The sequence below is a fragment of the Comamonas sp. FUJ_7 genome (assembly GCF_057369555.1).
Genome location: NZ_JBXXZI010000007.1, coordinates 79,977 through 106,728 on the forward strand (window position 1 = coordinate 79,977; position 26,752 = coordinate 106,728).

Below are 26,752 nucleotides of genomic sequence, written 5' to 3' on the forward strand. Positions count from 1 at the left end.
TGCATTGACTATGCATGTGGCAGCGACAGGGCCGTGCAGGCACGGCTCTGCTGCACCAGGCTTTTAGCTGGCAGACTTGCTGGCGCGGTCGTGCGTCACTTCGGCAGCGCGCAGCTCCGGGGCCAGACCGTTGAGCACGGCGTTCACATACTTGTGGCCGTCAGTGCCGCCAAATTCCTTGGCCAGCTCGATGCACTCGTTGAGCACCACGCGCCAGGGCACATCAGGGCAGTTCTGGAACTCATACACGCCAATCCACATGCAGGCATGTTCGATGGGCGAGATTTCGGCCAGGCCACGATCGAGCTTGGGCGTGATCAGTGCGTCCAGTGCTGCTTCATTTTCCACGCAGCCTCGCAGCAGTGCGTCGTAATGCACCACGTCGGCTTTGTGAAAGCCAGCCAGGTCGCGTGTGAAGCGGTCGATTTCCAGCACTTCGTTGCGGCCCACAATGTGCTGATACAGGCCTTGCAGCGCGAACTCACGTGCGCGGCTGCGGTTGGACTTGGAGCCTGCCTTGCGTGCGCCGGTGCTGGTCAGACCGGTGCGGCTTTGGCGAGGGGGTCGGCTTGAAGCCGACGAGCTGGATTGTTCGTCACTCATGATCGTCGTAGGAGTTGAGCAGATTGGCCATTTCCACGGCGACCTGAGCGGCATCGCGCCCCTTCTCGACCTGGCGGGCAATGGCTTGCTCCATGTTTTCTGTGGTGATGATCGCGTTGGCGATCGGCAGGCGGTAGTCCAGGGACAGACGAGTCACGCCTGCGCCCGATTCATTGGCTACCAGCTCGAAGTGGTATGTCTCCCCACGGATGATGCAGCCCAGCGCCACCAGGGCGTCGTACTGATCGGTGTCAGCCAGTGTCTGCAGGGCCACGGGCACTTCCAGTGCGCCGGGGACCGTGACATGGTCGATGTTCTCGTTCTTCACGCCCAGCGCCAGCAGCTCGTCACGGCAAGAGGCAAACAGGGTGTTGGTAATGCTTTCATTGAAGCGTGCTTGCACGATGCCGATCTTCAGATCAGCGCCGTTCATGTTCTGGCCTTGGCCTTTTTCTGCGTTCTGCATGCTTGGTATTCCGTCTCTTTATTGTTTGGGGATGTAGCCCGTGATCTCCAGGCCATAACCGGCCATGCTGGGCATGCGGCGGGGTTGGCCCATGAGCTGCATTTTGCCCACACCCAGCTCGCGCAGAATCTGTGCGCCCACACCGTAGGTGCGCAGATCCATGCGGCCACGTTCGGGGGCCTGGGCCGAGCGGGCCTTGCCTTCGAACTGGGCCAGCAATTGATCGCCCGACTCGCTGCAGTTAAGCAGCACGGCCACGCCCTGGCCGTTGTCGGCGATGTATTTGAGACTTTCATCCAGGCACCACGAGTGCTGGTTGCGGCCCACTTCCAGCACGTCCAGCACGGACAGAGGCTCGTGCACACGCACGGGAACAATGGTGCCGGCCTGCCATTCACCCTTGACTAGTGCCAGGTGCACGGAGCCGCTGGGCACGTCACGGAAGGCATGGGCGATGAATTCGCCGTGGGCGGTCTGCATGGTGCGGCTGCCGGCCTTTTGTAGCAGCGATTCATTGCGGCTGCGGTATTCGATCAGGTCGGCAATGGTGCCGATCTTGATGCCATGCTCGGCGCAGAACAGCTGCAGATCGGGCAGGCGGGCCATGGTGCCGTCGTCCTTCATGATCTCGCAGATCACGGCTGAAGGCGAGCAGCCAGCCAGCGCGGCCAGATCGCAGCCAGCTTCTGTATGACCGGCACGCATCAGCACGCCGCCATCTACAGCCTGCAGCGGAAAGACATGGCCGGGTTGCACCAGATCGGTGGGCTGGCTGTCCTTGTTGACCGCAACCTGAATGGTGCGGGCACGGTCGGCGGCAGAGATGCCGGTGGTCACGCCTTCGGCGGCTTCGATGGAGATGGTGAACGCTGTGCTGTACACCGTGCCGTTGCGCGCTGCCATGGGCGGGAGCTTGAGAAATTCGCAGCGCTCGCGTGTCAGCGTCAGGCAGATCAGGCCGCGGCCGAACTTGGCCATGAAGTTGATGGCTTCGGGCGTGACATGGTCGGATGCCAGAACCAGGTCGCCTTCGTTTTCGCGGTCTTCCTCATCAACGAGAACGACCATGCGGCCAGCACGCATTTCCGCCACGATGTCTTCGACGGGCGAGATGGGCACGGGTTGGAGGGAGCTGTTCATGGATTGCCTTCTTGGACGTGATCTTGGTGCGATGCAAGCAGTCAGGGCTGGCGCAGGACACGCACCAGTAAGGCATTGCCAGCGCCTAAGAAGAGGCAATGGCAGGACTTCCAAAGAACGTGTGACGCGGTGAGCCGCTGTCTGCAAGGCAAGGCCTTGCGTAAAGCGCCCATTCTATTGCAGTGCGGGCTTTGCTTGCGGCAGTTAGCCCTGAAACCATGATCCAGTGCAAAGCGCTAAGGTTAGAGCTAGCGCGATGCACCTCAGAGGCAGCAAGCAAGAGCTGCCTTGCGGCGATGCTGCCGTCCCCTATGGGTGAAGCGGAGCAGCCGCTCAGGGGGCATCCTTTAGCACCACGTCGCTATCTGGATAAGCGCAGCAGGGCAGCACATAGCCCTCGGCCTTTTCTTCGGCAGTCAGGCCCGGCCAGTCAATCTCATAGTGCACGTTGCCCGAAACCAGCTGGCCCAGGCATGTGCGGCAAGTGCCGTTGCGGCAGGAGCTGGGCCAGTCCACGCCGCCGCTCTCCAGCGAGTCCAGCAGCGGTTGGTCAGCCCAAGCATCGACCTGGTGGCCGCTGGGCTCGCACTTGGCAATGAAAAACGGAGGGGCGAAAGCAGAGTCGTTGGACATGGATCAGACAAGGCAAGCATGCAAAACCCGTGTTTGTAGCCGGTTTGCCAAGGCCGTGGGTAGACCAAGGATTGCCTTGTTTTTCATCAATTGTTTTTTAGCTATTTGAAATCAATGGCTTAAGTGACTTATGCCGAAGGTTGTGGGAGTTGTTCACAAGGATGTGCAGCGCAGGGATGAATAACTGGTTTGGCTTTCCGAAACGACTGACTAAAAAACAAGCAGTTTTAAAAATATTTTTTATATCAATGGTTTAAGTGCTTGTTGCAGAAGCTATTCAAGCTTGTCCACAAGCTTGTTGCGCAGAAATGGGGACAACTGTGCAAAAGCGCAGAGCCATCAATGATCGCTATGAATAGAGAAGCGCATGGCGATGGTTATGCAATGATTTCATTGAAGTTTTTCTCTGAAATCAAGTTAGGTTGAGTGCTATGCGCTTCTGTAATAAGAGCGAATGAATAAGAGACTACAGAGTTACCCGAGGACAGTCGCCAAAGATACGCTGCACTGCAACATGCTCTCGTACATTGCAAAAACACAGAAGACAACTGCATCAACCAACAGGAGCAAGACAGCATGGCAATCGACTTTCAAGGCCGCGTGGCCATCGTGACGGGTGCAGGCGGCGGACTGGGGCGCTTGCATGCGCTGGCGCTGGCGCAGCGTGGAGCCAAGGTGGTGGTCAACGATCTGGGTGGTGCGGTCGATGGCTCGGGCGGCTCGGCCACAGCCGCGCAAAAGGTGGTCGATGAAATCCGTGCGGCGGGCGGCGAGGCGATGGCCAATGCGGCGTCGGTGACCGACTTTGACGCCGTGCAGGCCATGGTGCAGCAGGCCGTCGATACCTGGGGCCGGGTGGACATTCTGGTCAACAACGCCGGCATTTTGCGCGACAAGAGCTTTGCCAAGATGGACATGGCGGACTTTCGCCTGGTCGTCGATGTGCACCTGATGGGCTCGGCCAACTGCTGCAAGGCCGTGTGGCCGCATATGCAGGCCCAGAACTATGGTCGCATCGTGATGACGACCTCGTCCACGGGCCTCTACGGCAATTTCGGCCAGGCCAACTATGGCGCGGCCAAGTTGGCCCAGGTGGGCCTGATGCAGACGCTGGCCATCGAAGGGGCCAAACACAATATCCGGGTCAACGCGCTGGCCCCCACGGCGGCCACACGCATGACAGCAGGGCTGCTGCCCGAGCCTGTGCTCGAAGCCCTAAAGCCCGAAGCCGTGGTGCCCGCCATGCTGGTGCTGGCTCATGAAAGCGCACCCACACGCACCATCCTCTGTGCAGGCGCGGGCGGTTTTGAGGCCGCTCATATCACCATGACTGAAGGCCTGTATCTGGGCATGGGCGATGCCGTGCCCGAGGAGCTGGCTGCACGACTGGCGGAAGTCACGGCCCGCGAAGGTGATCAGGTGCCGGGCAGTGGTTCGGTACAAGGCCAGGTGGAGGTAGACAAGGCGATGAAGGCCCATGGCCATGGATGAAAGTGCATCAATTTGAGGTGGCTGCAAGCCATCAAGAGGATGCAAATCACGAATAGCACAGCTGAAAAAAGCCCTCTGCAGAGGGCTTTTTCTGTGTTGGAGTGAGCATGCGCTTGGCGTGTTTTGCGCATCAAGCTGACAGTTTTCTGGCAAAGCGCACAGCTTGCCGTTGCTCAACAGGTCGAAAAACGTGGTTAAGCGGCCAGCTCACATCGCGTCTGGGCTTGTTTCTCTATGATTCGCCGATCTGGGCGCGATCGGGCAGACGAAGTTTGTCGTCAGCGTCTTCACCAAGAAGGTAAGAACAATGAAGACATCGCAGGCCGCCATCCACATGCCCTCAGCCGACAGGCTGTTGGGTATTCGCCGCGGCATCGAGAAAGAGGGGCTGCGCGCACTGGCAACAGGCTCGCTGGCCTTGACGCCGCATCCGGCCGAGCTGGGCTCGGCCCTCACACATCCGCACATCACCACCGACTACAGCGAGTCTCAGCTCGAACTCATCACCGGCGCACGTCTGGGTGTGCAAGAGTGCTTGGACGAGCTGACCGAAGTTCATCAGTTTGTGCTGCGTAACCTCAGCGAAAGCGGCGAGCTGATGTGGAACTCCAGCATGCCCTGCCGTCTGCCCACGGATGAAACCATTCCGCTGGGGCGCTATGGCAGCTCGCACTCGGGCCGCTCCAAGAGCGTGTACCGCATGGGCCTGGGCCACCGCTATGGCCGCCGCATGCAGACCATCTCGGGCATCCACTACAACTGGTCGCTGCCCGGTGTCAGCAGCGATGAATACTTTGCGCTGATTCGCAACTTCCGCCGCAATGCCTTTGTGCTGCTGTATCTGTATGGCGCATCGCCCGCGCTGTGTCCCTGCTTTGTTGAGGGGCGCGAGCACCGCTTGCAGGCGCTGGGCGATGGCAAGCGTGCGCTGTACCTGCCTTATGCCACCTCGCTGCGCATGGGCCGACTAGGCTACCAGAGCGATGCACAGTCCAGCATCAACGTCAGCTACAACGGGCTGGATGGCTATGCCGATTCGCTGCATGAGGCGCTGACGCGTCCCTATCCTGCCTACGAGCAGCTGGGCGTGCGCAACCCCGGTGGTGATTACAACCAGCTGGGCACGGGGCTACTGCAGATCGAGAACGAGTTCTACGGCACCATCCGCCCCAAGCGCACCGTGAAAAGCGGTGAGCGTCCGTTGCACGCATTGCGTGAGCGCGGGGTGGAGTATGTGGAAGTGCGCCTGATGGACATCGATCCGTATGAAACGGTGGGCATTGCCCCGGCCACCATGCGCATGATTGATGTCTTCTTGCTGCACTGTCTGTACAGCGAAAGCCCGCAAGATACACCGCAGGAAATTGCCGACCTCAAGCACAACCAGCACCTGGCTGCAGAGCAGGGCCGCGAGCCAGGTTTGAAGCTGGTGCGCAATGGCCAGCAAGTGCTGCTGACCGACTGGGCGCAGGAAGTGCTGGAGCAGTGCCGCCCCTATGCCCAGGCGCTGGATGCCGCGCATAGCAGCAGCGATTACACCGCTGCGCTGGAGCAGGCTCTGGCCCGCGTGCAGAACCCGCAGACCACGCCTTCGGCCCATGTGCTGCAGGAGTTGACGGGCGACTATGACAACCACTTTATCGACTTCATGACCACGCAGTCTGCCAAGGCCCGCGATGCCTTGCTGGCCATGCCATGGACGGCCGAGCAGCAGGCTCGCTTTGAGCAGATGAGCCAGGAGTCGGTGGCCGAGCAGCGTCGCATTGAGGCGGCGGATACGCTGAGCTTTGAAGAGTGGCGCCAGCGTTACATGGACCCAGCAGCCTTGCTGTAAGTCCCAGGTCTTCTTTAAAGACTATCGTTTTTGATAGCTGAAAGCGCTTGTGGCATATGGGCTACAGGCGCTTTTTATTGCTAATCATGACACTGTCACAGTGCTGTCATCTGTGTTTCATATCGTAACGGTCAACGGGGCGCAGCGCCCCGTGCTTGATCGGCGGTGTGTTCATGTTGTTGAAGAAATTCCAGAACCTTTCGGTGGCCCGCAAGATGTGGGTTCTGTTCCTGGGGCTGTTGTTGTGCAATGTGCTGGTGGCAGGAGGCTTGTTCAGCTATTTGCGGAATGTGGAGCAGCGCGTCAGCACGGCGGTGCAGGCAACAGACAAGCGCATCAATCTTGCGCTGCGCTGGCAGGCACTGACGCTGCAAAGCGTGGAGGCGGCGCTGGCCAGCGTGTTTTCGTCCGAAAAGCATTTGATAGCCCATCTCTCGCAAAAGGCGCGTGCCCTGATGCAACAGGCTGCCAGCCTGCAGCAGCAAGTGCAGGCCGAGGCGCGTGAGGAGACTGATCGCAACGGCCTGGCCCGGGTGGAGGCAGAGCGCAAAGCCGTGCTCGGTATCTACGAGCAGGCTTATCAGGCGCGTGACCTGGGCAAGGCCTGGGAGGCGCAAAAGCTGGTCGATGAGCAGCTGATTCCAGCTGCGCAACGTTATGTGCAGGCGCAAGATGGGTTGATTGATGTTCAGCAAAGGCAGCGCCTGGAGGCGGAGCAGCAGGGGGGTGAGCAGACCCGCATTGCCAAGCGCATGGCATTGGCAGTTGGCCTGTTCGTGGCGCTGGCGGGCGCCTTGCTGTCATTGGCCACGATTCGCTCCATCACGACTCCCCTGGGCCAGGCCGTGCAACTGGCGCAGACCATTTCCGCCGGCAATCTCAGCGAAGCCCCGCCAGCAGAGCAGCAGGCTCGCAGCGATGAGCTGGGGCTGCTCATGCAGTCGTTGGCATTGATGACGCGTCAGTTGCGCACCCTGGTGGGAGAGGTGCAGGGCGGCGTGGAGGCAGTGGCCGCCACATCCAGCCAGATGGCACAGGACAATAACGAACTGTCAGAGCGCACGGCCCAGGCCACGGCGCAGCTCAAGGCCACCGTGAGCAGCATTGAAAGCATGGTCACGCTGGTCACCCGCTCGGCCGATAGCGCCAGCCATGCCGATCAAAGTGCGCGCAGCGTCGCCGAGGCAGCGGCCGGTGGCGGCAGCGTGGTGCAGGAGGTGGTGCGCAATATGGAGCAGATGGCGCAAAGCAGTCAGCAGGTGGCGGCCATTGTGGGAGTGATAGACGGGGTTGCCTTTCAGGCCAATATCCTGGCGCTCAATGCCGCGGTGGAGGCGGCGCGGGCCGGGCCACAAGGCCGCGGCTTTGCCGTGGTGGCGGCCGAGGTGCGCGAGCTGGCCCAGCGCAGTGCCGAGGCGGCCAAGCAGATTCGCCAGCTCATGGAGCATTCCAGCCAGCAGATGAAGTCGGGCCAGGCGCTGGCGCTGCAAGCCGGTCAGCGCATGGATCACATCGTGCGTGATGTGCGCACGGTCAGCGGCCTGATCGCCTCGATCACCGAGGCGGAACAGGCGCAGAACCAGGGTATTGCCCAGATCAGCGAGGCGGTGCAGGCACTCGATCACATGACCAGCCAGAACGCAGGCCTGGTGGCAGAGTCCAGTGCGGCGGCGCACAATCTGTTTCAGCAGGCGCAAAGGCTGGAGTCGGGGGTGGGACGCTTTCGCCTCAGTCCGGCGCTTGGTGGCAGCAGGCAGCTTTTGCCAGTTGCTATGAAAAAAGAACCGCTACCCATTGCTGCATCTGCGCTGCAGGGCGAAACATCCTCAATTTGAAAGAGGGATGATGAAAAAGGGGTGAGCCAGGCTTCAGACGCAGGCCAGCGCCTGCTGTGCATCTTCCAGCCAGAAGCTCAGCGCGTCGTAATAGCCTTCCCAGACGCAGCCATTGCAGCCGCGCCCGCAGCAACTGCTGGGCTCTGGCGGAGGATTGCGCAGTTGTATACCTGCATCAGCGGCGCGGCCCTGCCATAGCGCAATCTGGCTGCGAGCCTGTGTCAGCGGCTGCAGCAATGCGGTATTGATCATTTCTTCAAGCGCAGCCACAGGTGCTGGCCGATAAAGGCCAGGCCGAGCACCAGCGCAAACCAGCCCACGATATGGGACTGGGCAAACAGCTGGGCAATGCCGCTGTCGGGCTTGAAGACCGGGGCCAGCAAGATGATCAGGCCTATGAGTGCAATCGTCAGGCCCTTGATGAGAACTTCATTGCGGGATTTGGACTTTTGAGGGGCAGAAGGCAGGGGCATAACAGGGCGCACAGGTCAGAAAATCAGAGGGCGATTATCCTCGGGTTGCTTCGCCAAGGGGGCGGTGGCCGTGTATTCAGCCCGGCTGCGCTGCCGCAGAGCCGTTGCACAAAGGCATGAGCACATGCTGCAATAGCCACGCCCCAGCTATATGGCGCTACTGATTCCACCCAATAAGAAAGAAAACTCCTTATGGCCATCCAATGGTTCCCCGGTCACATGCACCTGACGCGTCAGGCCATCATGGAGCGCATCAAGGAAATCGATGTGGTCATCGAGGTTCTGGACGCGCGCCTGCCCGGCTCCAGTGCCAATCCGCTGCTGCAGGAGATGACGGGCCACAAGCCACGCCTGAAGATTCTCAACAAGCAGGATATGGCCGATCCTGCACGGACCAAGGACTGGATGGACTGGTACAACGCTCAGAGCGAGACACGCGCGATCGCGCTGGATGCTTCGGAGGCAGCCCCGACCAAACGCCTGATCGAGCAGTGCAAGCTGCTGGCGCCTAATCGCGGAGGCATGGCCAAGCCCATGCGCGTGCTGATCTGTGGCGTGCCCAATGTGGGTAAATCGACGCTGATCAACTCCATGAGCAGCAAGACCCAGGCCAAGACCGGCAATGAGGCGGGTGTGACCAAGCTGGAGCAGCGCATTGTGCTGGCGGACGACTTCTACCTTTGGGATACGCCCGGCATGCTGTGGCCGCGCATCATCGTTGAAAAAAGTGGTTACAACCTGGCGGCCAGCGGTGCCGTAGGTCGCAATGCTTACGACGAAGAGCTGGTGGCGCTGGAGCTGCTGCTGTATCTGCAAAAGAACTATGCATCCATGCTGGAGGCGCGTTACAAGCTGGGCATTGATGCGCAGGAAATTGCTGCTTTGCACGACGATGAGCTGCTGACGCTGATTGGTAAAAAACGCGGTGCCGTCATGAGTGGCGGCCGTGTGAATCTGCAAAAGGCAGCCGAGCTGGTGCTGACGGACTTTCGCGATGTCAGCATTGGCCGCATCACGCTGGAGACCCCGGCCGAGTTCGAAGTCTGGCTGGCCGAGGGGCAGCAAAAGGATGCCGAGCGCCAAGCCAAGAAAGATGCCCAAGCCAAGGCCCGAAAGAGCGCACGCCGCCAGCAGCCGCAGGCGGGGGCGGCGACGGATTCCAAATCAGCCAAGGCAGTGAAGCCCCGCGCCTGAGCTGAATCTGAGGCACAGGGCTGATGCGCGTGAGAGTGCATGCTCTTGCGTGCCGATTGACGTCTGTGTCTCATGTTGTCTGGCTTGAAGGATGAGCCGCCAGCCTCTAGCATTCATTACTTTCATTGAATGCCAGAGGGCTTGCATGCAGCGCCATTTCGTCGAGGCTAGATACCGACTTCCCATGCGGCGCATGGTGTGGCTGGGCTGCCTTTGGATGCTGGGCCTGGCCCTTTTGATGCTGCTGGCAGCCATACTGGGCCCTGTCATTGACACCCCTGGCCTGATTCTCACTGCCACCATGGCACTGCTTCAACTGGGATGCATGGCGCTGGCCCGCTGTGGCCTGTGGGGCTGGATGTTGCGCAGCTTTGTCTGGGGCAACTGGCTGTTGGCGATTTTGTTTGTAGGCCATGCCGGAGGTCTCTACACACCAGCGGTGATTGCCTTGCCGGTTTGGCTGGTGGTGACTATCTGGGCTCAGGGGACGCGGGCTGCCTTGTTGATGCTGGGGGCATCTCTGGCTGCATTGGCACTGTCTTGGTGGCAGCTTGGCGTTATGCCCGTTCCTGCGGAACGGCAGGCTACGGCTTCTCTCATGGCCATGATCTACGTGCCGGGCATGATGGTGCTGGGGCTTCTGGTGAGCTTGCAGGCTCGCCTGAGTCTGGGGCGGCGCGTACAGAAAGGGCAGGAGATGCTTGCTTCTCTGGAAGCCAGTCAGAACGAGTTGCGCAAGTTCTACCGTGCCGTGGAGCAAAGCCCTGTAAGCATTGTCATTACCAACCCAGAACTGAAGGTTGAGTACGTCAACGAGGCCTTCCTCGCACGCACGGGCTATGTGCGTGAGCAGGTGCTGGGCCAGTCCACGGAGCTGGTATCGACCATGGGGCTCGATCGTGCGCATAGGCAGCGGGCGCTGACGCAACTGGCGGCAGGTATGCTGTGGCGTGGTGAGATGACCAACCGTGGGTGCAATGGCGAGCCGCTGCGCGAGGCGGTACTGGTGGCGCCGATTCGCACGCCCCAGGGGGAGGTGGTCAATTATGTGGAACTCAAGCGCGACCTGTCCGAGCAGATACTGGCCGAGCGTCGCATCCACGACCTCGTCTATCTGGATGCTTTGACGGGCCTGCCCAACCGCCACTCCCTGAATTTGCATTTGCGTGAGCTGGCTCTAACTCAGAAGGAGGCCCACCACGGGCTGCTGCTGCTGGATGTGGACCGGTTTTCCGTTTTCAATGACGTTCACGGCGTCAAGCACAGCGATGAACTGGTGCAAGCATTGAGTGCTCGCTTGGTTGAAAAGCTGCCCGATGATGTTTGGATTGCCCGTATAGCCGCAGCGGAATTTGCGATTGTTTTTGATTGCTTGAGTCACAGCCGAGAAGGCGTCGAGCAGCAACTGCTGCTGTATGCGCAGAGCTTGAAGAAAGCGGTGCAAAAGCCTTTCAGCCTTAACAGCTGGGAGCAAACCGAACTGGTCAGCTGCTGCATGGGCGGTGTGGTGCTGGAGCCTGCATCGAGCGGCGGTGATGGCTCTGAGGTGCTGCGCTTTGCCAGCGTGGCCTTGCATGAGGCCAAACAGCAGGGGCCCGGCAGTGTGTGTTTGTTTGAGCCCCGTATGGCCGAGGATCTGGACCGCCGGCTGCGCATTGCCAGGGACTTGCACAATGGCATTCCGCTGGGGGAGCTGCGTCTGTATCTGCAGACCCAGACCGATGTTCGTGGGCGCTGTGTGGGAGCGGAGGTATTGGTGCGCTGGCAGCATCCGCGCTGGGGGCTGGTCAGTCCTGCCGAATTCATTCCCGTCGCGGAAGAGTCCGAGCTGATTGTCCGGCTGGGTGACTGGGTGCTGCGCCAGGCTTGCCAGTTGCTGGCCATGCCAGAGATGGTCGAGCGCGGCCTCAGGCTTTCGGTGAACGTCAGCGCTCTGCAGCTAGGGCATGAGGACTTCATGGCCACGCTGGAGCAGGTGCTGCGGGAAACGGGTGCTCGCCCGAATCAGCTGACGCTGGAGATCACCGAGCGAACGGCGGTAAGAGACCTCGATCTTGCGCGCCAGCGTATAGAGCAATTGGGCCGTATGGGGATGGAGACTTCGCTGGATGACTTCGGCACTGGCTACTCCAGCATGTATAGCTTGCAGCATTTGCCGATTCATGAACTCAAGATCGATCAAAGCTTTGTGCGCTCCAGCCATCATTCCGGCAAGACGGCGGCCTTGGTGGAGGCCATGCTGCTGATGGCGCGGCGCCTTCAGCTGCGTGTCGTGGCCGAAGGGGTGGAGTTTCCCGAGCAGGTGTCGCAGCTGGCGCAGTGGAACCCGGACATTGTGCTGCAGGGCATGTTGCTGGGAAAACCTGTGCCGCAGCAGCAGTGGATGGCCGAGGTGCTGGGCATGACAGCAGAAGACGGCTATTCAGGGGAAGATTAAGCATCAAAAAAGCCCATAACCATTGCTGGTCATGGGCTGGCAGCTATGAATAGCGTAGTTCTTGACGCTTAAGCGGCGGGCTGCTCGAAGTAGCGACGAGCCAGCAGATCCCAGAACCTGGAGCCGCGGCCGATATTGTCGTCGTTGAAGTCGTAAGCCGGGTTGTGCAGGCTCACACCGGGCTGGCCGTTGGCAGGGCCGTTGCCGATCCAGCCATAGGCACCGGGCACAGCTTCCAGCATGAAGCCGAAGTCCTCGGCCGTCATGGCGGGCAGCACGTCGTCATGGGCATTGGCGTCGCCCACCACTTCGCGCATCACGGCAGCCATGAACTTGGCTTCCTTGGCATGGTTGGTGGTGTTGGGGTAGGCACCGGGGCGCAGCGTGAACTCGGCCTGGCACAGGTGGGCCGCAGCGACATGGCTGCTGATGCGCTTGATGCCTTCGACAAACATCTCGCGCGTTTCCTTCTTCAGGGTGCGCACGGTGCCGGCGATGATGGCCTCGTCGGGAATGATGTTCTCCACCGTGCCGCTGGTGATCTTGCCCACGGTGAGTACGGCAGAGTCCAATGGGTCGGTGCTGCGCGAGACCAGGGTCTGCAGCTGGCTGACGATGGCGCAGGCCACGGGAATCGGGTCCAGCGTGGTGTGGGGCATGGCCGCGTGGCCGCCCTTGCCGATGACCTTGATCTGAAAGCGCAGGGTGGAGGCCATGATGGGGCCCACGCGCACGGCCATCTGGCCGGCGGGCAGCGAAGGCCAGTTGTGCAGGGCAAACACGGCTTCGCAGGGGAATTGCTCGAACAGACCGTCATCCATCATGGCCTTGGCGCCAGCGCCGCCTTCTTCACCGGGCTGGAAGATCAGGTGCACCGTGCCGTCAAAGTCATTGTGCTGCGCCAGTGTGGTGGCCGCGCCCAGCAGCATGGTGGTGTGGCCGTCATGGCCGCAGGCGTGCATGCGGCCCTTGTTCTGGCTGATGTGCTCGAAGGTGTTGATTTCCGTGACGGGCAGGGCATCCATGTCGGCGCGGATGCCGATGCTGCGGCCGGGGTTGTCCTTGCTGCGGCCCTTGCCGTAAATGCTGGCGACAACGCCAGTCTGGCCTAGGCCGCGATGCACCTTGAGGCCCAAGGCGGTGAGGTATGCGGCGACCTTGTCGCCAGTGCGGTGCTCTTCGTACTTGAGCTCAGGGTTGGCGTGCAGATCGCGACGGAAGCTGAGCAGGGTGCCGAGGTGAGGAGTGATGTCGGGTGTAGATCGCATACAGGGGCCGCGGAGCACCCAGCGCTTTAACTGTCGTGGCAGGAAAGCCTTGCGGACCTGCCGGTGACCGCAGCATTTCAATAGCAAGACCCCCATCATAGGCGTATGCGAAGGCAGGGGACTTAGGTAGATACCGAAATCAGGGATTTCAACGCTTGTGTTAACTGAGCAAAAAGCAAGCAGTGACTCACAAAAGTATGGGGTGGAGAGTCGCCAAGGGATAAGGAGCAAGGCAGACTGACTAAAGCCAGAGCAGGCAAATGCAGGGGCAGCGCCTGACAATGCCCTGCCTGCGTCGTTGGGCGCGGCAAGCGGCGAAAATACGGCCCTATGACCGCACAGAACGCCAAAATTTCCCTGTTCCAGCAGTTGCTGGTGCGTCCCGATCGCAACGATCCCAACCCCCTCATCCTCTATCATGGCCGCCGCTGTCCCGATGGTTTTGGCGCGGCGCTGGCTGCCTGGCTGTTCTATGAAGGTCAGGCGGAGTTTCGCGGGCTGGATCACGGCGAGATCCAGACGGCCGATGACCTGGGTGATCTGGCAGGTCGCGCTGTCTATGTGCTTGACTTTGCTTTTGAGCCCGTGCTGATGGCTGAAATCGAGTCGCGTGTCGCCAAACTGGTGGTGCTGGATCACCACAAGAGCGCGGCTGAAAAACTCAGCGGCTACCAGTGCCAGTGCGGCGTGGTGCACTTTGATATGAATAAATCCGGCGCGCGACTGGCTTGGGAGTTCTTCCACCCTGAAAAGCCTGTGCCCGGCCTGATTCGCTACATCGAGGATCGCGATATCTGGAAATGGGCGTTCCCCGAAAGCGCGGCCTTTCTGGCTGCGCTGGACATGGAGCCGGTGCGCACGTTCGAGCGCTGGGCCGAAATTGCCGCCTTCACGCCCGAGCAGGAGACGGTGTACATGGCCCGTGGCGGAGCCATGGACGAGAAGTTCCAGAAGCTCTGCGCCGATATTGCCGATGGCGCCCAGGTGCTGGTCTTCAACGGCCAGCAGGGCCTGATGGTCAACTGTCCCGGCATGTTCCACAGCCAGGTGGGTGACCTGCTGGCGCGCCAAAGCGGCAGCTTTGCGCTGATGTGGCATGCCAATCACAAGGGGACCAAGGTGGGCCTGCGCTCGCGCTCGGAATTCAACTGCATTCCGCTGGCTGAGAGTTTTGGCGGTGGTGGCCATGCCCAGGCCTGTGGCTTCAAGATGCCCAATGAGCGTCTGGTCGAGCTGCTGCAGGGCGAGCTCAAGGCCGATCCCGAAGCTCAGTATGAATTCGTCGCTGCGCCCACACTGACGTTTGACGAAGAAGGTAAGTGGGTTCGCGAGACGCCCAAGTCGGCATAAGAGCTTGCTTGTGGCTTCGAGTTAGCTCGGATGCTGGCAATAAAAGGAGCAGGTAGCGCTCTGCAGTCTTGAGTTTCAGATGGTTTTGTATCTGAAATCAAGGATTGACAAGCGCTCGTAGCTCCTTTTTTTATGCCAGAGCCTGCCAGCCTGGAAGTGCCAGCAATCTTTGCCAGTCCTGCGCTTCCTGCAGTTCGGGAAGGGCTGTCCAGTCCGCCTCAAAGCGCAGAGGTGTGCGGCTCATGGGATGGGCAATCTCCAGCGACTGGGCATGCAGCCACAGGCGCTGCAGGCCCAGGCGCTGGGCCCACCAGCGATTCAGCGGCCCTTTGCCGTGCGTCGCATCGCCAATGATGGGGTGGGCCACATGCTTCAAATGGCGGCGAATCTGGTGCCGGCGGCCTGTGGTGGGCAGGGCCTGAACCAGGCTGATGCGGGTTTCGGGGTGGCGACCGTCATAGCTCTCGGGCCAGGACAGGCGCGCCAGGCAAAGCAGGCGGGTGTGGGCTTCCTGCACCGGAGCATCTTCGGCTGCGTCGTCGGGCTTGAGCGCGTGATCCACCTCGACCGCGTCAGGCAGCCAGCCACGCACCAGAGCCCGATATTCCTTGCGCGTTTCATGCGCGGCAAAGCTGGCCGCCAGAGCGTGAGCCGCTTCCTTGTGCAGGGCCATCACCAGCACGCCACAAGTGCCCTTGTCCAGCCGGTGCACGGGCCAGACATGCTGGCCCAGCTGATCGCGCAGCGCCTGCATGACAAACCGGGTTTCATGGGCATCCAGCCCTGTGCGATGCACCAGCCAGCCGGCAGGTTTGTAGACCGCCACCAGATGTTCGTCCTGCCAGAGGATCTGCAAAGGAGGATGGGTGATCTGAGGGGATTCAGGCATTGGTGCAGCGGAGGGCGGAGGGGTAAACAAGAGAGGGCATAGGCCGGGCGAGCCGCACTCTACCCCAGCTCCAGATTTTCCGTACATGTACCTGACATTCCAGGTGCCCAGGGTTGGCATGGCCGCTCTGCCGCACGTCGCGGAGGGCGTTCACGGACAATAAAGCCTCTGGTTTGCAGCACTCATAAATGGCTGCATTGCTTCCTTATTCATAGCTTCTAGCGCTTTATGCATAAGCGCTAGAGGCTGTTTTTATTGTTTTTTCGTGATGTTCAAGGGCGTTCTCGTCTCGGTTTTGGCGTCCTTTCTGTTCGCTTGCCTTTATTACCTCTCTCCCTTTCTGGTTCCTCTGGACGGTGAACAGATCTTTGGCTGGCGCGTGCTGGTTACGCTTCCCTTCACCACAGTCTTGCTGTTTGCGCGCAAGGAAGTGGCTGCCGTGCGCGCATTGCTGATGCGCGCCATGAAGCAGCCTCGATTGGGGGGCTTATTGCTGCTGAGCGCTGCGCTGCTGGGTGTGCAGCTATGGATTTTCATGTGGGCCCCTATGAACGGAGCGGCGCTGCCGGTGTCGCTGGGCTATTTCTTGCTGCCGCTGGTGATGGTGATAGCTGGGCGTTTGCTGTTTGCCGAACGGCTGACGATGGGGCAGATGACCGCCACGCTGGTTGCTGGGGCGGGCGTGGCGCATGAGTTTTGGCAGGCTGGCGGAATGTCCTGGGAGACCTGGGTGGTTGCGCTGGGCTACACGGCCTATTTTTCGCTGCGCCGCTGGCTGAAGACCGATACCCTGGCCGGTCATTGGGTGGATATGGTTTTGCTGCTGCCTGTGGCGCTGGGCTTTACTTTGCGTGGCCCCAATAGCTGGTCACTGGTGGCGCAGCATTCCGAGCTTTGGATGTTGCTGGCGCTGCTGGGCGTTGTCAGTGCCGTGGCGCTGGCGCTGTACATGATTGCCAGCCGCTGGCTGCCTCTGGGGCTGTTCGGGCTGCTGTCCTATGTGGAGCCTGCACTGCTGGTGGCGGTGGCCTGGCTGCTGGGCGAGAGCATTGCGCCGCAGCAGGTGATGACGTATGCGCTGATTTTTGTGGCCGTAGGCCTGCTAATCGTCGATGGCATCTGGCATTTATGGCGCTTGCGTTCACACAGAGTGCACTGAGGGCGATTAAGGATGCGTGCTCTAACAAGGCAATAATTGCTGCTTTGTCTCTTTGAAGGAATTGCTCGTCATGGCATCGACCCCATCCCCTATCCGCGTTGGCATTGTCGGTTACGGCAATCTGGGGCGCGGCGTGGAAGCCGCAGTCGCCAAGAACCCCGATATGCAACTGACGGGTATTTACACTCGCCGCGATCCCACCCAGCTCAAGCCTTTGCACGCTGGCACCCCTGTCTACGCCATGGATGATTTGCTGTCGCACAAAGGCCAGGTCGATGTGCTGGTCCTGTGCGGCGGCTCCAAGGACGACCTGCCCAAGCAGACTCCTGAGCTGGCTGCTCACTTCAATCTGGTGGACAGCTTTGACACCCATGCCCGCATCCCCGAGCACTTTGCCAATGTGGACAAGGCTGCTCAGGGCGGCCAGTGCACGGCGCTGATCTCGGCCGGCTGGGACCCCGGCATGTTCTCCATCAACCGCGTGATGGGCGAAGCCCTGCTGCCCGACGGCGCGACCTACACCTTCTGGGGCAAGGGCCTGAGCCAGGGCCACTCCGACGCGATTCGCCGCGTCGAAGGCGTGGCGGGCGGCGTGCAGTACACCATTCCCGTGGAAGAAGCCGTCAACAAGGTGCGCTCCGGTGTGCGCCCCGAGCTGAGCACGCGCGAAAAGCACCAGCGTGACTGCTATGTGGTGCTCAAGGAAGGTGCGGATGCAGAAGCCGTGCGCCGGACCATTGTGGAAATGCCCCACTATTTTGACCAGTACGACACCACCGTGAACTTCATCACGGCCGAAGAACTGGCCCGCGACCACGCTGCCATGCCTCACGGCGGTTTTGTGATCCGCAGCGGCAACACCAGCGCAGAGAACAAGCAAGTCATCGAATACCGCCTGCAACTGGACAGCAACCCCGAGTTCACCTCCAGTGTGCTGGTAGCCTATGCCCGTGCCGTGCACCGCATGGCCCAGGCCGGTCAGCACGGCTGCAAGACCGTGTTTGATGTGGCCCCTGGCATGCTGTCGCCCAAGAGCGCTGCCGAGCTGCGCGCCGAGCTGCTGTAAACCTTCAGCGCCTCATGCAAAAAGCCTCATCAGTTTGATGAGGCTTTTTTTTTGAGTCAAATATGCCTGAAGTGCATGTATATCAAGCGCTGTTAGCTATCAAATCAGGAATTTTCGCCGCCATTTTTTCCGGTGCCCACACGCTCCGCGTCTTCCAGTCGATCCACATCGCGCAGCGGCTTGAACAGTGACATCCAGCCGCCCACTACGCCCAGCGTGCACAAGCTGCCCACAATGGCGGCGGGCACCGCGCCCAGCCAGGCGGCGCTGCTGCCTGCACGGAACTCGCCTAGTTCGTTGGATGAGCCAATGAACAGCATGTTTACGGCATTGACGCGGCCGCGCATGAAGTCTGGCGTGGAGAACTGCACCAGAGCGCTGCGAATGTAGACGCTGACCATATCGGCAGCACCCGCCACGGCCAGCATCAGCATGGACAGCACAAACCAGTGCGAAAGCGCAAACACCAGATTGGCCAGGCCGAAGACGGCCACGGCCGCAAACATCACCTTGCCAACGCGGCGCTTGATGGGGCGCGAGGCCAGCCACAGACCCATGCAGACTTCGCCCACGGCCATGGACGAGCGCAGCAGACCCAGGCCCTCGGGGCCGACCTTGAGGACTTCATGCGCATAGACGGGAAGCAGAGCCACCACGCCGCCCAGTAACACGGCAAACAGGTCGAGCGAGATGGTGCCCAGAATAATGGGGTGAGTGCGCATGAAGTGCAGCCCTTCGCCAAAGCGCTTCCACATGGTGCTATGTGCATCGGCAATGGCTTGGGGACTGGCAAAGCGCACGGGCACCTGACTGAGCAGAGCCGCCCCGACAAGCAAGGCAAGCCCGCACACCGCATATGTCAGCACGCCCCCACCGAGTGCATAGAGCAGGCCGCCCAGCACGGGAGCTGTAATGGCCGAGATACGCATCAGCATGCTGTTGGTGGCCAGGGCCTTGGCCAGTTGCTCACGGGCCACGATCTGCGGCAGCAGGCTTTGCAGGGCTGGCCCGCTGAAGGCGCGGCTGCAACCAAACAGCACCAGCACGGCATAAATCCCGTGCACATTGTGTGCGCCGTTCTGGGCCATCAACCAGAGCAGCCCCGAGCACACTGCAGCCACCAGCCAGCTCATGCCGAGCAGACGTTTGCGGCTCATGCGATCGCTGAGATCGCCTGCGGGAATCAACAGTCCCGCCATGGGCAGAAACTGCGCCAGCCCCACATAGGCCAGGGACAGCGGATCACGTGTGATGTCGTACACCTGCCAGGCCACCACCACGGCCTGCATTTGCTGCGCAAACATGGCCAGCATGCGTGCCAGTACAAAGTGAATGAACGCCGGGTCTTTCAGAGGAGGGCGAGTCGGTGGCTGAGTGTTTGGGCTTGCAGAGCAAGAGGAAGCGAGCTGAGACAAGATAAGTTCCGTGAAGCAGCAGTGGAGCTTGCGTGCCGGGATGGGTTACACGCGGATCCAGCTAAGAGTCTGGCTGCCGAGTATGAGCGATGGAGCTGAATGCCGAGCGCCTGCTTTGCGATAGTGCGGCTGCCGTGCGTGCTATGCGAAGCCGGCAAAGAAAGAGCCATGAAACACCGCAGCAAACGTGCTGGTTTTGTCAAAAAATGTTCACCGACGATGGCATGCGCTTCTTTCCCACAAGGAAAGGACGGGTGTCGATTCACCATAGCTTCATGCAAATAGTTTGGCGTTGTGCATAGCGACGCTTTCACTCAAGGAGCTCATCATGTCCATGCTTTCGATGCAATACGCAGGAACTCTTTTGGGGCGGGATGCAGTGATTGAATTTCCTGACAGCAAGGCGGAAGTGCGTTACACGGCCAATGGGCAGATGCGCTGGCGTGTCGTGGATTCTCTGGGCCATGTCTCGGAAGGTTGCGAAAAACTCGGCTATCTGCAGCTGAGCGATCATCTGCATTTTTTGAACTGGATCGAGAAAACCGGCTTCACGGTCAGCCAGGTCATCGATTCGGCCAAAGGCACGGTGCAGGCGTTCTGGTCATATGCTGATGATCAGTGCGATACAGGCCACCGCTCCTCCATGTTCGTGGAAGGGCGCTTTCAACTGCGCTGAATGGTTTCGTGTGTGAGGACTGTGTCTCTCCTCTCTTGCCGGCATCCCAAGGGTGCCGGCTTTTTTATCTGTGAAACATCAATGAGACAGGCAGTCATTGCATATTTTTTGATCGCTTTGCCTGAATCCAGTACCTGTGCGGGTTTGCAGCGTTTCCCTGTGGGTTGTCCACAGGCAGCTCCACAGTTGATGGGCATAAAGCGGTGATTGCAGTGGTCGCAAGCATGTCTATGAATATGTTTTCTAACTGTTTGTTGTAGAAGACATTTTTGTGCGAAGCAAGGCGCAGCTTTCTGCTGCAAAGCCGTGAAACATTCTTGATGTTCCAAAACTTGAGGCAATAAAAATAGCCGGCTCGATGCCGGCTTTTTTATATCAGAGGGCAAATTTACTTGCGCTTGTCGACGATGGCAGTGGACACCACCATGTCCAGTACATAGGCATAGCTCGATGCATCGGCAGGAACGTTCTTGCGCTTGAAGCGGTTGATGCGAAGAATATTGCTCACGCCGGCTTCATGCTTGTAGCCCTGGATCTCGTCGTAGAAGTTCTCCCATTGACCCGTATAGGTCTTGACACCGTTATCAGCGTAGCGAATTTCACGCACTTGCAGACACTGGTAATCCTTGGCAACGCCATTGCTGCAGGTTTTACGCTCAGGGGCTACTTCAAGAAAGATGCGTTCGGGCGCACTGCCGTACTGTGTCTGTGCGGTGGGGTTGCCGTTGAGCTGCCAGCGGGTGCCGTCGATGAACTGCAGTGTCAGACGAGGCTGCTCTTCGGTGTTTCCTCCCAGTTGAACATTCCACTGTTTGGCGGTGGGCAGAATACGAGCGACTTTTTGCTCCAGCATCATCAGCTGACTGTCATTGCATGCGCGCAAGGTGCTCATGCCACGTTGCAAATTCAGGCGCTGGCCTTCGACGCTATAGGGCGATGAGATGGTGTTGCACAGGTTTTTGACGACAACGCGCTGCTCCACAAAATCCAGCTCGATAGGAGCCTGGCTGGAGCTGAGAAACCAGGACTGGTCTTCATTGCCCGCAGGGTTAAAAGCTTGCTGAAGCTTCCAGTGGTAAGCCGTCAGAGAGGTGGCATCGCCGGCCGGGCCAGTAGGGCCGGGCTTGGCTGCTCCGCCGCCGCTAGAGGTGCCGCAGGCTGCCAGAGTCATGGATGCAACGAGAGGAAGGCACCAGGTCCAACGAAAAGTCATAAAGCGTCCTTGAAGATATGAGCAAGGTTTGAGAAAAGCGATGGCAAATGGCGTCCACGCTATCAGTTCTGTGCTGACCATATCAGCTTCTGCGACTGGCTCACGAGCTTTCGAAGGCGAAAGAAGCCATATTTGTGCGCCAGAAGGCGAAAGTGTCAGCAGGTGCTGCTCCATGAAAATGGAAAAAGGCTGTCGTCACACAAACTTGCGCGCATCACGCAAGAGGCCTTGTGAAGTCTCTGTAAAGATAGAAAAAATCCGTGTAGGCGATATGCTGATTCCCCGAGGGGAAGTTTGTCGGGTGCTACTCTTGACGCAAATGGTTTGCGAATGGCGTAGCTAGGGTGTCAAGGAGGTTATGTGCGATCAGCGAATGCTGCTTTGTTGGCAAAAAGTGCAGTGCGGTTGGTATGGGGTGGGGTATTGGCAGGTGTTCTGAGTGCTTGCTCTATGACCAAGGCTTCTCATACCCCTTTGGAGGAAACTTTCGATTCCAGCGCCACATTCTCTCGGGGTTTTGATGCCACGCCTGCGCAGACTTGTGAAGCTGCTCGGCGAGCTTTGCTCAGTCAGGGGTATATCGCCACGGCCAGAACGAATGAGTTGATCGAGGGGCGCAAGAACTTCCAGCCCAATGTCGAAACCAATCTGGAAATCAATTTCCGCGTAGTCTGTGTGCCGCAAAGCTCGGATGGCAAGGTCAGCCTGGGCTTTGTGACCGCGCTGCAAGATCGCTACACGATCAAGAAAAGCGCCAACTCTGCCAGTGTGGGGGTGAGTGCTCTAGGATCCTTGTCCTTGCCGTTTTCGTCCAGCAGTGAATCACTGGTCAAGGTGGGCAGTGAAACGATCTCCAAACGCAGCTTTTATGACAGCTTTTTCGAGCTGCTTGAAAATTATCTGCAGCAAGACAAGGAAGCGCCATAACGCAGTATTAAGCGGTCGAGATTCATAAAAAAAGCGGCGAGTGAGGCCGCTTTTTGTTTCTATGCCTCTGTTTTAGAGGAACAGCGCTGGGTCTACCATGGTGCGATTGAGCATCACGCCCCAGTGCAGGTGCGGCCCCGTCACACGCCCTGTCGCGCCTACTTTGCAAAAAGCATCTCCTGTCTGCAGCCGGTCGCCGAGCTTGCAGTCGATCTGGCTCAGGTGGCAATACATGGACAGCAAGCCGCCTCCATGGTCCAGCCAAACAGTGCCGCCATTAAAAAAATAATCGCCAATATCAATGACTTTTCCGGGGAGTGGGGAGCGCACTGGAGTACCGGTTGCGGCCGCAATGTCCATGCCGCTGTGTGGATTGCGGGGCTGTCCGTTGAAGATGCGGCGCAGCCCAAAAGAGCTGGAGCGGCGTCCCGGCACAGGGACACGCATTTGCAGGCTACCCAGCGCAGGAGGCTCGCTGAGAGTCGCCATGACCGTCTTTTGATGGGCGGCTTCGCGTTCGTAGCGTGCGTTGTCTTCGGGGGAGAGGTCTACGGTCTTCGGTGAGACCTTGAGGCGCTGCTCTACATATTTTTTAGTTTGAACAATGAAGCGCTTTTGCTGTGACTGGCCGTCGATTTCAACGGGCAGGCTGTATTCGCCAGGAGCGGTGGCCAGAGGAAGGCCGATCAAAGCAGTCCATTCAATCATGTCGCCGGTCACAAGCACTGGGGCTTCGTTAAAACGCAGGCGCGGACGCTCGGGGGATGGACCTAACGAAAGACGTGCAATGCCGCCAGGGACTCGGCTGTCTTGTGGCCAGACGTGGCTATCGGCACCAGCAGGGGTAGCCCAGCTGGGAATGCTGGCAAGGCCGGTTGCCATGCCCAAAGACTGAAGGAGTTTGCGCCTGTCGAAAGTGCTGTGGAAAGTCATGGTTTTAGGCATCAAAAAGGCTTCTAGACTATATGTATCAAGCGCTTTAAGTTACTAGAACCATAGCATGAATTGACAGTCATGAGCTTTGATGCGCGCGAGCCTTGCGCCAGGCTCATGCGAATGAACGTGTCTCGCAGCACACGCGGTATGGACGTGTGCTGCAGAGGCGCAGCTAGCGCATGATCAAAAAGACAATGACCAGCACCAGGATCAATATGGCGAGAACGGTCAGCATCCAGGTTGCAAGGCCTTATTCCAGCGCTTCGCCCATCAGCACTGCGGATCCTTCGGGGTTGAGTGGCTTGCCATTGACGTGGAACTCACCCTTTGTAAAGGCAATATCAGTGCGCATTTTTCCATCCTGCTCGGCAAAAATCCCTTGCTCTGTGAGCATTTCAAGACTGGCCTGAGCTTGCACTTTGGCCGCTTCTTCAAGGTCTTCGCTGCTGTAGTCGCCATCACCTTCGAAAGCAGCCAGCAAGCTGGAGCGCTTGCGAGAAAGCAGCATGTTTTCCATGAAGGGCTTTGGCATATCGGCCTTGAGGCTGACCTTCAGGTCCTGCATCAGGTTGCCCATGGTTTGGCCATCGCCCAGATATTGAATCGCGGCCGAAAACTCACTCACTCCGTCGGGCGTGCGCATGGACAGACGTTTGAACTCGATCTCAGGGTGACGGGCCAGTGCTTGCGTCAGTGACTTGAGCATGTTGGTGCGCAGGTCAAGCGTGGACTCGTCATCGGAGCGAGCTTCGTCGGACTCCTCATCGCTTGAGCCAAGCAGCGGATTATTGCGCTTGCTCATTTCCATGACCTGGTTGATCCAGTTGGTATCGATATTGTTGAAGGCCATGTCCAGCACCAGATCGTCGGCCTGCTTGTCTTCTAGCTTGGCCGTTTTGATGCTTGTTTTCAAAGACATCTGAACGACATCCCCTTGGAGAACGGTGTCTGAATCCATGGAGATCTCTGCAAACTGGCTGGAAGAGGTCTTGCCTTCCTCCTCCTGTTTGGAGGCTGCAATCTTGGCAATCGTCATCGCAAAGGGGCCGGTCCAAAATTTCTGGCCCTGAGGCTGCTTGACGTCAAAGCGCATCTCGGCTTTGTCCAGGCTCACACTGCCTTCTTCATCCTTAAATTGCAGGCCGGCGAAATGAGCATTTCCTTTCGCGGCTTTCATATCCGCTGGCATGTCCCAGATGACTTTCATGCCGCCCCAGTTCATCTCGCTGTCCTTGAACTGTGTGTTGACGGCTGGCGAAGTCATCACGCTGGTGCTGGCGCGGCTCCACCCGACCTTGGTTTCGACCTCCAGAGGTGAGCGGCCATTGAGAGCGGTCTTCAGCGCGGGATCGGTGTCGTCTGGAAGATTGAAGCGAGTATGGATTTCTGCAGCATGGCCCATAGGCAAGGGGCCGTGGTTGATTTTGTGCTCTGCGGTGAACTGTACGGGGTCACTGCTGTTGTTCAGGGTCCAGATGGTTTTTGCTGTGGAAGAGAAGGCCCCGCGCTCATAGCTGGCGATCTGGATCTTGACGCCGTGCTCTTCCCCTTTGGCAAGCCCTTCGGTGAAGCTTTGCTGCAGCTTTGTGCCCATGTAGTAGCTAGTGCCCAATGTGCCTGCCACGATGACGGCGATGGCTGCCGCAATTCCTGCGCCTGCTTTCTTATTCATTACGTTCCTTGGATGGTTTCAAACTCTTTTGGCCATCAATATTTTTAGATGGCGTTATTCAGTGATCTAAAAGAAAAACGAGAGCTTATAGAGGGATATCAGTGCGGAAGTTGATGCATATTGCTGGTATCTGCTCAAAGTACTGAAGGTACTGCATAAATGAGTGCAAACAAAAAAAGGCTGCCGAAAAACGGCAGCCTTTGATGGCTCAGGACGGGGTACTACTTGCCCCAGCTGTCCTTGAGACCGGTAATCTTGTTGAACACCGGCTTGTCTGTCGTGTGATCGTGACGGTCTGCCACAAAGTAGCCAAAGCGCTCGAACTGGAACTTGTCATCAGGCTGTGCGACCTTGAGCGAAGGCTCGACATAAGCGGTCACGACCTTGAGACTGTCGGGGTTCAGCAGGGTCAGGAAGTCCTTGCCACCGGCATCAGGCTGGGGATCGGTGAACAGGCGGTCATACATGCGCACTTCCGCTTGCACGCCATCGGCCACACCCACCCATGTGATGGCGGCCTTGACCTTGACGCTGTCGGCACCAGGAGTGCCGCTCTTGGTGTCGGGCACCACAGTGGCAAGGACTTTGCTCACATTGCCATCTGCATCCTTTTCGGCGCCCGTGCACTCGATCACATAGCCGCCTTTGAGGCGCACCTTGTTGCCGGGAAAGAGGCGCTTATAGCCCTTGGGCGGCACTTCTGCAAAGTCTTCGCGCTCGATCCAGACCTCGCGACCCAGAGTGAAGTGGCGCTCGGGCACTGCTTCACCTTCCGCTGCGTGAGGCAGGGCAGGCAAAGAGCATTGCTCCAGGTGATCGGCATTGCCAAAAACTTCGGCCCAGTTGGTGAGCTCAAGTTTGACCGGGTCCAGCACCACCATGGCGCGGTGTGCCTTGCTTTCCAGGTCTTCTCGGAGGCAGCCGTCCAGCGTGCCGTAGTCGATCCAGGCGTAGTCCTTGGTCACACCAATGCGTTCGCAGAAGTTACGGATGGATGCCGGTGTGTAGCCACGACGGCGCAGGCCGACCACGGTAGGCATGCGGGGGTCATCCCAGCCGGTGACAAAGTTGTTGTCCACCAGATGCTTGAGCTTGCGCTTGCTGGTGATGACATAGGTCAGGTTCAAGCGCGAGAACTCGTACTGACGAGGCTGAGGCGCATCGATCAGGCCGCCTTCGCGCAGGTGATTCAGCAGCCAGTCGTAGAAGGGACGCTGGTCTTCAAACTCCAGCGTGCATATGGAGTGGGTGATGTGCTCGTAGGCATCCTCAATGGGGTGCGCAAAGGTATACATCGGGTAGATGCACCACTGGTTGCCGGTGTTGTGGTGCTCGGCATGGCGCACGCGGTAGATGGCTGGGTCGCGCAGATTGATATTGGGCGCAGCCATGTCGATCTTGGCGCGCAGCACGGCGGCGCCATCGGGCAGCTTGCCCTCCTTCATGTCGGCAAAGCGCTGCAGGTTTTCGGCCACGGAGCGGTCGCGGAAGGGACTGTTCACGCCGGGGCGAGTGAAGTCGCCGCGATTGGTTTTCATGTCCTCGGCAGACTGCTCGTCCACATAGGCCAGACCTTGCTCGATCAGGTAGACCGCGCAGCGGTGCATGAATTCGAAGTAGTTACTGGCAAAGTAGAGGTTCTCGTGACCATCTGCATCCTTCCAGTCAAAGCCCAGCCATTTGACAGCATCAATGATGCCGTCCACGTATTCCTGATCTTCTTTTTCAGGGTTGGTGTCGTCAAAGCGCAGGTGGCAGACGCCGCCAAAGTCGCGTGCCAGACCGAAGTTCAGGCAGATAGACTTGGCATGACCGACGTGCAGGTAGCCATTGGGCTCCGGCGGAAAGCGGGTGCGAATCTTGGCTTCATCCACCTGGCCGCTCTGGTGATGCTGGGCATCGCCGGGCGTGCCACCCCAGTGACGGGAGGCATAAGTGCCCTTGTCCAGATCCGATTCAATAATCTGGCGCAGGAAGTTGGTGGGCTTGACCGCTTCGGGAGCGGCGTTGTGGGATTTGGAGGCGTCAGCAGAGCTCATCGCAGCATTTTAGGCTGGCTGTCATGACCTCATATT

Annotated in this window: 23 protein-coding genes; 10 read left to right on the plus strand and 13 right to left on the minus strand. The window is 59.1% G+C overall.

The window, feature by feature from the left end; translation table 11 throughout:
• Positions 1–63 precede the first annotated feature (63 nt).
• The 4 genes from nusB to AC2I9W_RS12015 all read right to left on the minus strand — a co-directional run bounded on the left by nusB (position 64) and on the right by AC2I9W_RS12015 (position 2,842).
• The gene (gene nusB, locus AC2I9W_RS12000; RefSeq protein WP_486410186.1) at positions 64–603 is read right to left on the minus strand and encodes a transcription antitermination factor NusB; all 540 of its coding nucleotides are present in this window, start codon (positions 601–603) and stop codon (positions 64–66) included.
• Positions 596–1,069: a 6,7-dimethyl-8-ribityllumazine synthase gene (ribH, locus tag AC2I9W_RS12005; RefSeq protein WP_486410187.1), complete on the minus strand. Its 474-nt coding sequence runs from the start codon at positions 1,067–1,069 to the stop codon at positions 596–598. The genes nusB and ribH overlap by 8 nt, the downstream gene beginning before the upstream one ends.
• Before the next feature lie 18 nt (positions 1,070–1,087).
• A complete protein-coding gene (ribBA, locus tag AC2I9W_RS12010; protein WP_486410188.1) occupies positions 1,088–2,209 on the minus strand; it encodes a bifunctional 3,4-dihydroxy-2-butanone-4-phosphate synthase/GTP cyclohydrolase II in 1,122 nt (373 codons plus the stop codon).
• A gap of 333 nt (positions 2,210–2,542) precedes the next feature.
• Positions 2,543–2,842, minus strand: a complete 300-nt coding sequence (locus AC2I9W_RS12015) for a 2Fe-2S iron-sulfur cluster-binding protein (RefSeq protein WP_158390718.1) — start codon at positions 2,840–2,842, stop codon at positions 2,543–2,545.
• 576 nt (positions 2,843–3,418) lie between these two features.
• On the opposite strand from AC2I9W_RS12015, the gene AC2I9W_RS12020 reads away from it, so the two are divergent.
• The 3 genes from AC2I9W_RS12020 (at position 3,419) to AC2I9W_RS12030 (ending at position 8,002) form a co-directional block, all read left to right on the plus strand.
• A complete protein-coding gene (locus tag AC2I9W_RS12020) occupies positions 3,419–4,333 on the plus strand; it encodes an SDR family NAD(P)-dependent oxidoreductase (protein WP_486410189.1) in 915 nt (304 codons plus the stop codon).
• Between the two features lie 307 nt (positions 4,334–4,640).
• Positions 4,641–6,167, plus strand: coding sequence for a glutamate--cysteine ligase (gene gshA, locus AC2I9W_RS12025; protein ID WP_486410190.1), 1,527 nt, complete (start codon positions 4,641–4,643; stop codon positions 6,165–6,167).
• Between the two features lie 173 nt (positions 6,168–6,340).
• The gene (locus AC2I9W_RS12030) at positions 6,341–8,002 is read left to right on the plus strand and encodes a methyl-accepting chemotaxis protein (protein WP_486410191.1); all 1,662 of its coding nucleotides are present in this window, start codon (positions 6,341–6,343) and stop codon (positions 8,000–8,002) included.
• A gap of 33 nt (positions 8,003–8,035) precedes the next feature.
• Here AC2I9W_RS12030 and AC2I9W_RS12035 read toward each other — a convergent pair whose 3' ends face one another.
• Positions 8,036–8,254, minus strand: a complete 219-nt coding sequence (locus AC2I9W_RS12035; protein WP_486410192.1) for an oxidoreductase-like domain-containing protein — start codon at positions 8,252–8,254, stop codon at positions 8,036–8,038.
• On the minus strand, positions 8,251–8,475 hold the full coding sequence (locus AC2I9W_RS12040) for a hypothetical protein (protein WP_486410193.1): 225 nt from the start codon (positions 8,473–8,475) through the stop codon (positions 8,251–8,253). Before AC2I9W_RS12040 ends, AC2I9W_RS12035 begins: the two co-directional genes overlap by 4 nt.
• Before the next feature lie 192 nt (positions 8,476–8,667).
• Here AC2I9W_RS12040 and ylqF point away from each other — a divergent pair, with 192 nt between their 5' ends.
• Together ylqF and AC2I9W_RS12050 are read left to right on the plus strand one after the other, a co-directional pair.
• Positions 8,668–9,669 (plus strand): ribosome biogenesis GTPase YlqF, encoded by a 1,002-nt coding sequence (gene ylqF, locus AC2I9W_RS12045; RefSeq protein ID WP_486410194.1) that lies wholly within the window; start codon positions 8,668–8,670, stop codon positions 9,667–9,669.
• 145 nt (positions 9,670–9,814) lie between these two features.
• The gene (locus AC2I9W_RS12050; RefSeq protein WP_486410195.1) at positions 9,815–12,106 is read left to right on the plus strand and encodes a putative bifunctional diguanylate cyclase/phosphodiesterase; all 2,292 of its coding nucleotides are present in this window, start codon (positions 9,815–9,817) and stop codon (positions 12,104–12,106) included.
• Between the two features lie 68 nt (positions 12,107–12,174).
• On the opposite strand, the gene AC2I9W_RS12055 is transcribed toward AC2I9W_RS12050, so the two are convergent.
• Positions 12,175–13,374: a M20 aminoacylase family protein gene (locus AC2I9W_RS12055; protein ID WP_486410196.1), complete on the minus strand. Its 1,200-nt coding sequence runs from the start codon at positions 13,372–13,374 to the stop codon at positions 12,175–12,177.
• Positions 13,375–13,704: 330 nt separating this feature from the next.
• Here AC2I9W_RS12055 and AC2I9W_RS12060 point away from each other — a divergent pair, with 330 nt between their 5' ends.
• The gene (locus tag AC2I9W_RS12060; RefSeq protein WP_486410197.1) at positions 13,705–14,724 is read left to right on the plus strand and encodes a DHH family phosphoesterase; all 1,020 of its coding nucleotides are present in this window, start codon (positions 13,705–13,707) and stop codon (positions 14,722–14,724) included.
• Between the two features lie 130 nt (positions 14,725–14,854).
• On the opposite strand, the gene AC2I9W_RS12065 is transcribed toward AC2I9W_RS12060, so the two are convergent.
• Entirely contained in the window at positions 14,855–15,613 is a 759-nt protein-coding gene (locus tag AC2I9W_RS12065) for a pseudouridine synthase (RefSeq protein WP_486410198.1), read from the minus strand.
• 268 nt (positions 15,614–15,881) lie between these two features.
• Here AC2I9W_RS12065 and rarD point away from each other — a divergent pair, with 268 nt between their 5' ends.
• Together rarD and AC2I9W_RS12075 are read left to right on the plus strand one after the other, a co-directional pair.
• Positions 15,882–16,772, plus strand: coding sequence for an EamA family transporter RarD (gene rarD / locus AC2I9W_RS12070; RefSeq protein WP_486410199.1), 891 nt, complete (start codon positions 15,882–15,884; stop codon positions 16,770–16,772).
• Positions 16,773–16,842: 70 nt separating this feature from the next.
• Positions 16,843–17,838 (plus strand): diaminopimelate dehydrogenase, encoded by a 996-nt coding sequence (locus tag AC2I9W_RS12075; protein ID WP_486410200.1) that lies wholly within the window; start codon positions 16,843–16,845, stop codon positions 17,836–17,838.
• A 104-nt stretch (positions 17,839–17,942) separates the two neighbouring features.
• Here AC2I9W_RS12075 and AC2I9W_RS12080 read toward each other — a convergent pair whose 3' ends face one another.
• Positions 17,943–19,190 carry an MFS transporter gene (locus AC2I9W_RS12080; protein WP_486410311.1) on the minus strand — a complete coding sequence of 416 codons (1,248 nt, stop codon included), beginning with the start codon at positions 19,188–19,190 and terminating at the stop codon, positions 17,943–17,945.
• A gap of 391 nt (positions 19,191–19,581) precedes the next feature.
• On the opposite strand from AC2I9W_RS12080, the gene AC2I9W_RS12085 reads away from it, so the two are divergent.
• The gene (locus tag AC2I9W_RS12085; protein WP_486410201.1) at positions 19,582–19,929 is read left to right on the plus strand and encodes a MoaF-related domain-containing protein; all 348 of its coding nucleotides are present in this window, start codon (positions 19,582–19,584) and stop codon (positions 19,927–19,929) included.
• Positions 19,930–20,317: 388 nt separating this feature from the next.
• On the opposite strand, the gene AC2I9W_RS12090 is transcribed toward AC2I9W_RS12085, so the two are convergent.
• Positions 20,318–21,142: an META and DUF4377 domain-containing protein gene (locus tag AC2I9W_RS12090; RefSeq protein WP_486410202.1), complete on the minus strand. Its 825-nt coding sequence runs from the start codon at positions 21,140–21,142 to the stop codon at positions 20,318–20,320.
• A 450-nt stretch (positions 21,143–21,592) separates the two neighbouring features.
• On the opposite strand from AC2I9W_RS12090, the gene AC2I9W_RS12095 reads away from it, so the two are divergent.
• On the plus strand, positions 21,593–22,069 hold the full coding sequence (locus AC2I9W_RS12095) for a DUF2242 domain-containing protein (RefSeq protein ID WP_486410203.1): 477 nt from the start codon (positions 21,593–21,595) through the stop codon (positions 22,067–22,069).
• A 72-nt stretch (positions 22,070–22,141) separates the two neighbouring features.
• On the opposite strand, the gene AC2I9W_RS12100 is transcribed toward AC2I9W_RS12095, so the two are convergent.
• The 3 genes from AC2I9W_RS12100 to AC2I9W_RS12110 all read right to left on the minus strand — a co-directional run bounded on the left by AC2I9W_RS12100 (position 22,142) and on the right by AC2I9W_RS12110 (position 26,716).
• Positions 22,142–23,014 (minus strand): peptidoglycan DD-metalloendopeptidase family protein, encoded by an 873-nt coding sequence (locus AC2I9W_RS12100; RefSeq protein WP_486410204.1) that lies wholly within the window; start codon positions 23,012–23,014, stop codon positions 22,142–22,144.
• Between the two features lie 241 nt (positions 23,015–23,255).
• Positions 23,256–24,677, minus strand: coding sequence for a YdgA family protein (locus AC2I9W_RS12105; protein ID WP_486410205.1), 1,422 nt, complete (start codon positions 24,675–24,677; stop codon positions 23,256–23,258).
• Positions 24,678–24,898: 221 nt separating this feature from the next.
• Complete coding sequence (locus AC2I9W_RS12110; RefSeq protein ID WP_486410206.1) at positions 24,899–26,716, minus strand: glutamine--tRNA ligase/YqeY domain fusion protein; 1,818 nt, start codon at positions 26,714–26,716, stop codon at positions 24,899–24,901.
• Positions 26,717–26,752: the final 36 nt, after the last annotated feature.

Excerpts from the sequence above, each read along its gene's own strand:
- nusB (WP_486410186.1), bottom strand. The coding sequence starts at position 603 with ATGAGTGACGAACAATCCAGCTCGTCGGCTTCAAGCCGACCCCCTCGC.
- ribH (WP_486410187.1), bottom strand. The coding sequence starts at position 1,069 with ATGCAGAACGCAGAAAAAGGCCAAGGCCAGAACATGAACGGCGCTGAT.
- ribBA (WP_486410188.1), bottom strand. The coding sequence starts at position 2,209 with ATGAACAGCTCCCTCCAACCCGTGCCCATCTCGCCCGTCGAAGACATC.
- AC2I9W_RS12015 (WP_158390718.1), bottom strand. The coding sequence starts at position 2,842 with ATGTCCAACGACTCTGCTTTCGCCCCTCCGTTTTTCATTGCCAAGTGC.
- AC2I9W_RS12020 (WP_486410189.1), top strand. The coding sequence starts at position 3,419 with ATGGCAATCGACTTTCAAGGCCGCGTGGCCATCGTGACGGGTGCAGGC.
- gshA (WP_486410190.1), top strand. The coding sequence starts at position 4,641 with ATGAAGACATCGCAGGCCGCCATCCACATGCCCTCAGCCGACAGGCTG.
- AC2I9W_RS12030 (WP_486410191.1), top strand. The coding sequence starts at position 6,341 with ATGTTGTTGAAGAAATTCCAGAACCTTTCGGTGGCCCGCAAGATGTGG.
- AC2I9W_RS12035 (WP_486410192.1), bottom strand. The coding sequence starts at position 8,254 with ATGATCAATACCGCATTGCTGCAGCCGCTGACACAGGCTCGCAGCCAG.
- AC2I9W_RS12040 (WP_486410193.1), bottom strand. The coding sequence starts at position 8,475 with ATGCCCCTGCCTTCTGCCCCTCAAAAGTCCAAATCCCGCAATGAAGTT.
- ylqF (WP_486410194.1), top strand. The coding sequence starts at position 8,668 with ATGGCCATCCAATGGTTCCCCGGTCACATGCACCTGACGCGTCAGGCC.
- AC2I9W_RS12050 (WP_486410195.1), top strand. The coding sequence starts at position 9,815 with ATGCAGCGCCATTTCGTCGAGGCTAGATACCGACTTCCCATGCGGCGC.
- AC2I9W_RS12055 (WP_486410196.1), bottom strand. The coding sequence starts at position 13,374 with ATGCGATCTACACCCGACATCACTCCTCACCTCGGCACCCTGCTCAGC.
- AC2I9W_RS12060 (WP_486410197.1), top strand. The coding sequence starts at position 13,705 with ATGACCGCACAGAACGCCAAAATTTCCCTGTTCCAGCAGTTGCTGGTG.
- AC2I9W_RS12065 (WP_486410198.1), bottom strand. The coding sequence starts at position 15,613 with ATGCCTGAATCCCCTCAGATCACCCATCCTCCTTTGCAGATCCTCTGG.
- rarD (WP_486410199.1), top strand. The coding sequence starts at position 15,882 with ATGTTCAAGGGCGTTCTCGTCTCGGTTTTGGCGTCCTTTCTGTTCGCT.
- AC2I9W_RS12075 (WP_486410200.1), top strand. The coding sequence starts at position 16,843 with ATGGCATCGACCCCATCCCCTATCCGCGTTGGCATTGTCGGTTACGGC.
- AC2I9W_RS12085 (WP_486410201.1), top strand. The coding sequence starts at position 19,582 with ATGTCCATGCTTTCGATGCAATACGCAGGAACTCTTTTGGGGCGGGAT.
- AC2I9W_RS12090 (WP_486410202.1), bottom strand. The coding sequence starts at position 21,142 with ATGACTTTTCGTTGGACCTGGTGCCTTCCTCTCGTTGCATCCATGACT.
- AC2I9W_RS12095 (WP_486410203.1), top strand. The coding sequence starts at position 21,593 with ATGACCAAGGCTTCTCATACCCCTTTGGAGGAAACTTTCGATTCCAGC.
- AC2I9W_RS12100 (WP_486410204.1), bottom strand. The coding sequence starts at position 23,014 with ATGCCTAAAACCATGACTTTCCACAGCACTTTCGACAGGCGCAAACTC.
- AC2I9W_RS12105 (WP_486410205.1), bottom strand. The coding sequence starts at position 24,677 with ATGAATAAGAAAGCAGGCGCAGGAATTGCGGCAGCCATCGCCGTCATC.
- AC2I9W_RS12110 (WP_486410206.1), bottom strand. The coding sequence starts at position 26,716 with ATGAGCTCTGCTGACGCCTCCAAATCCCACAACGCCGCTCCCGAAGCG.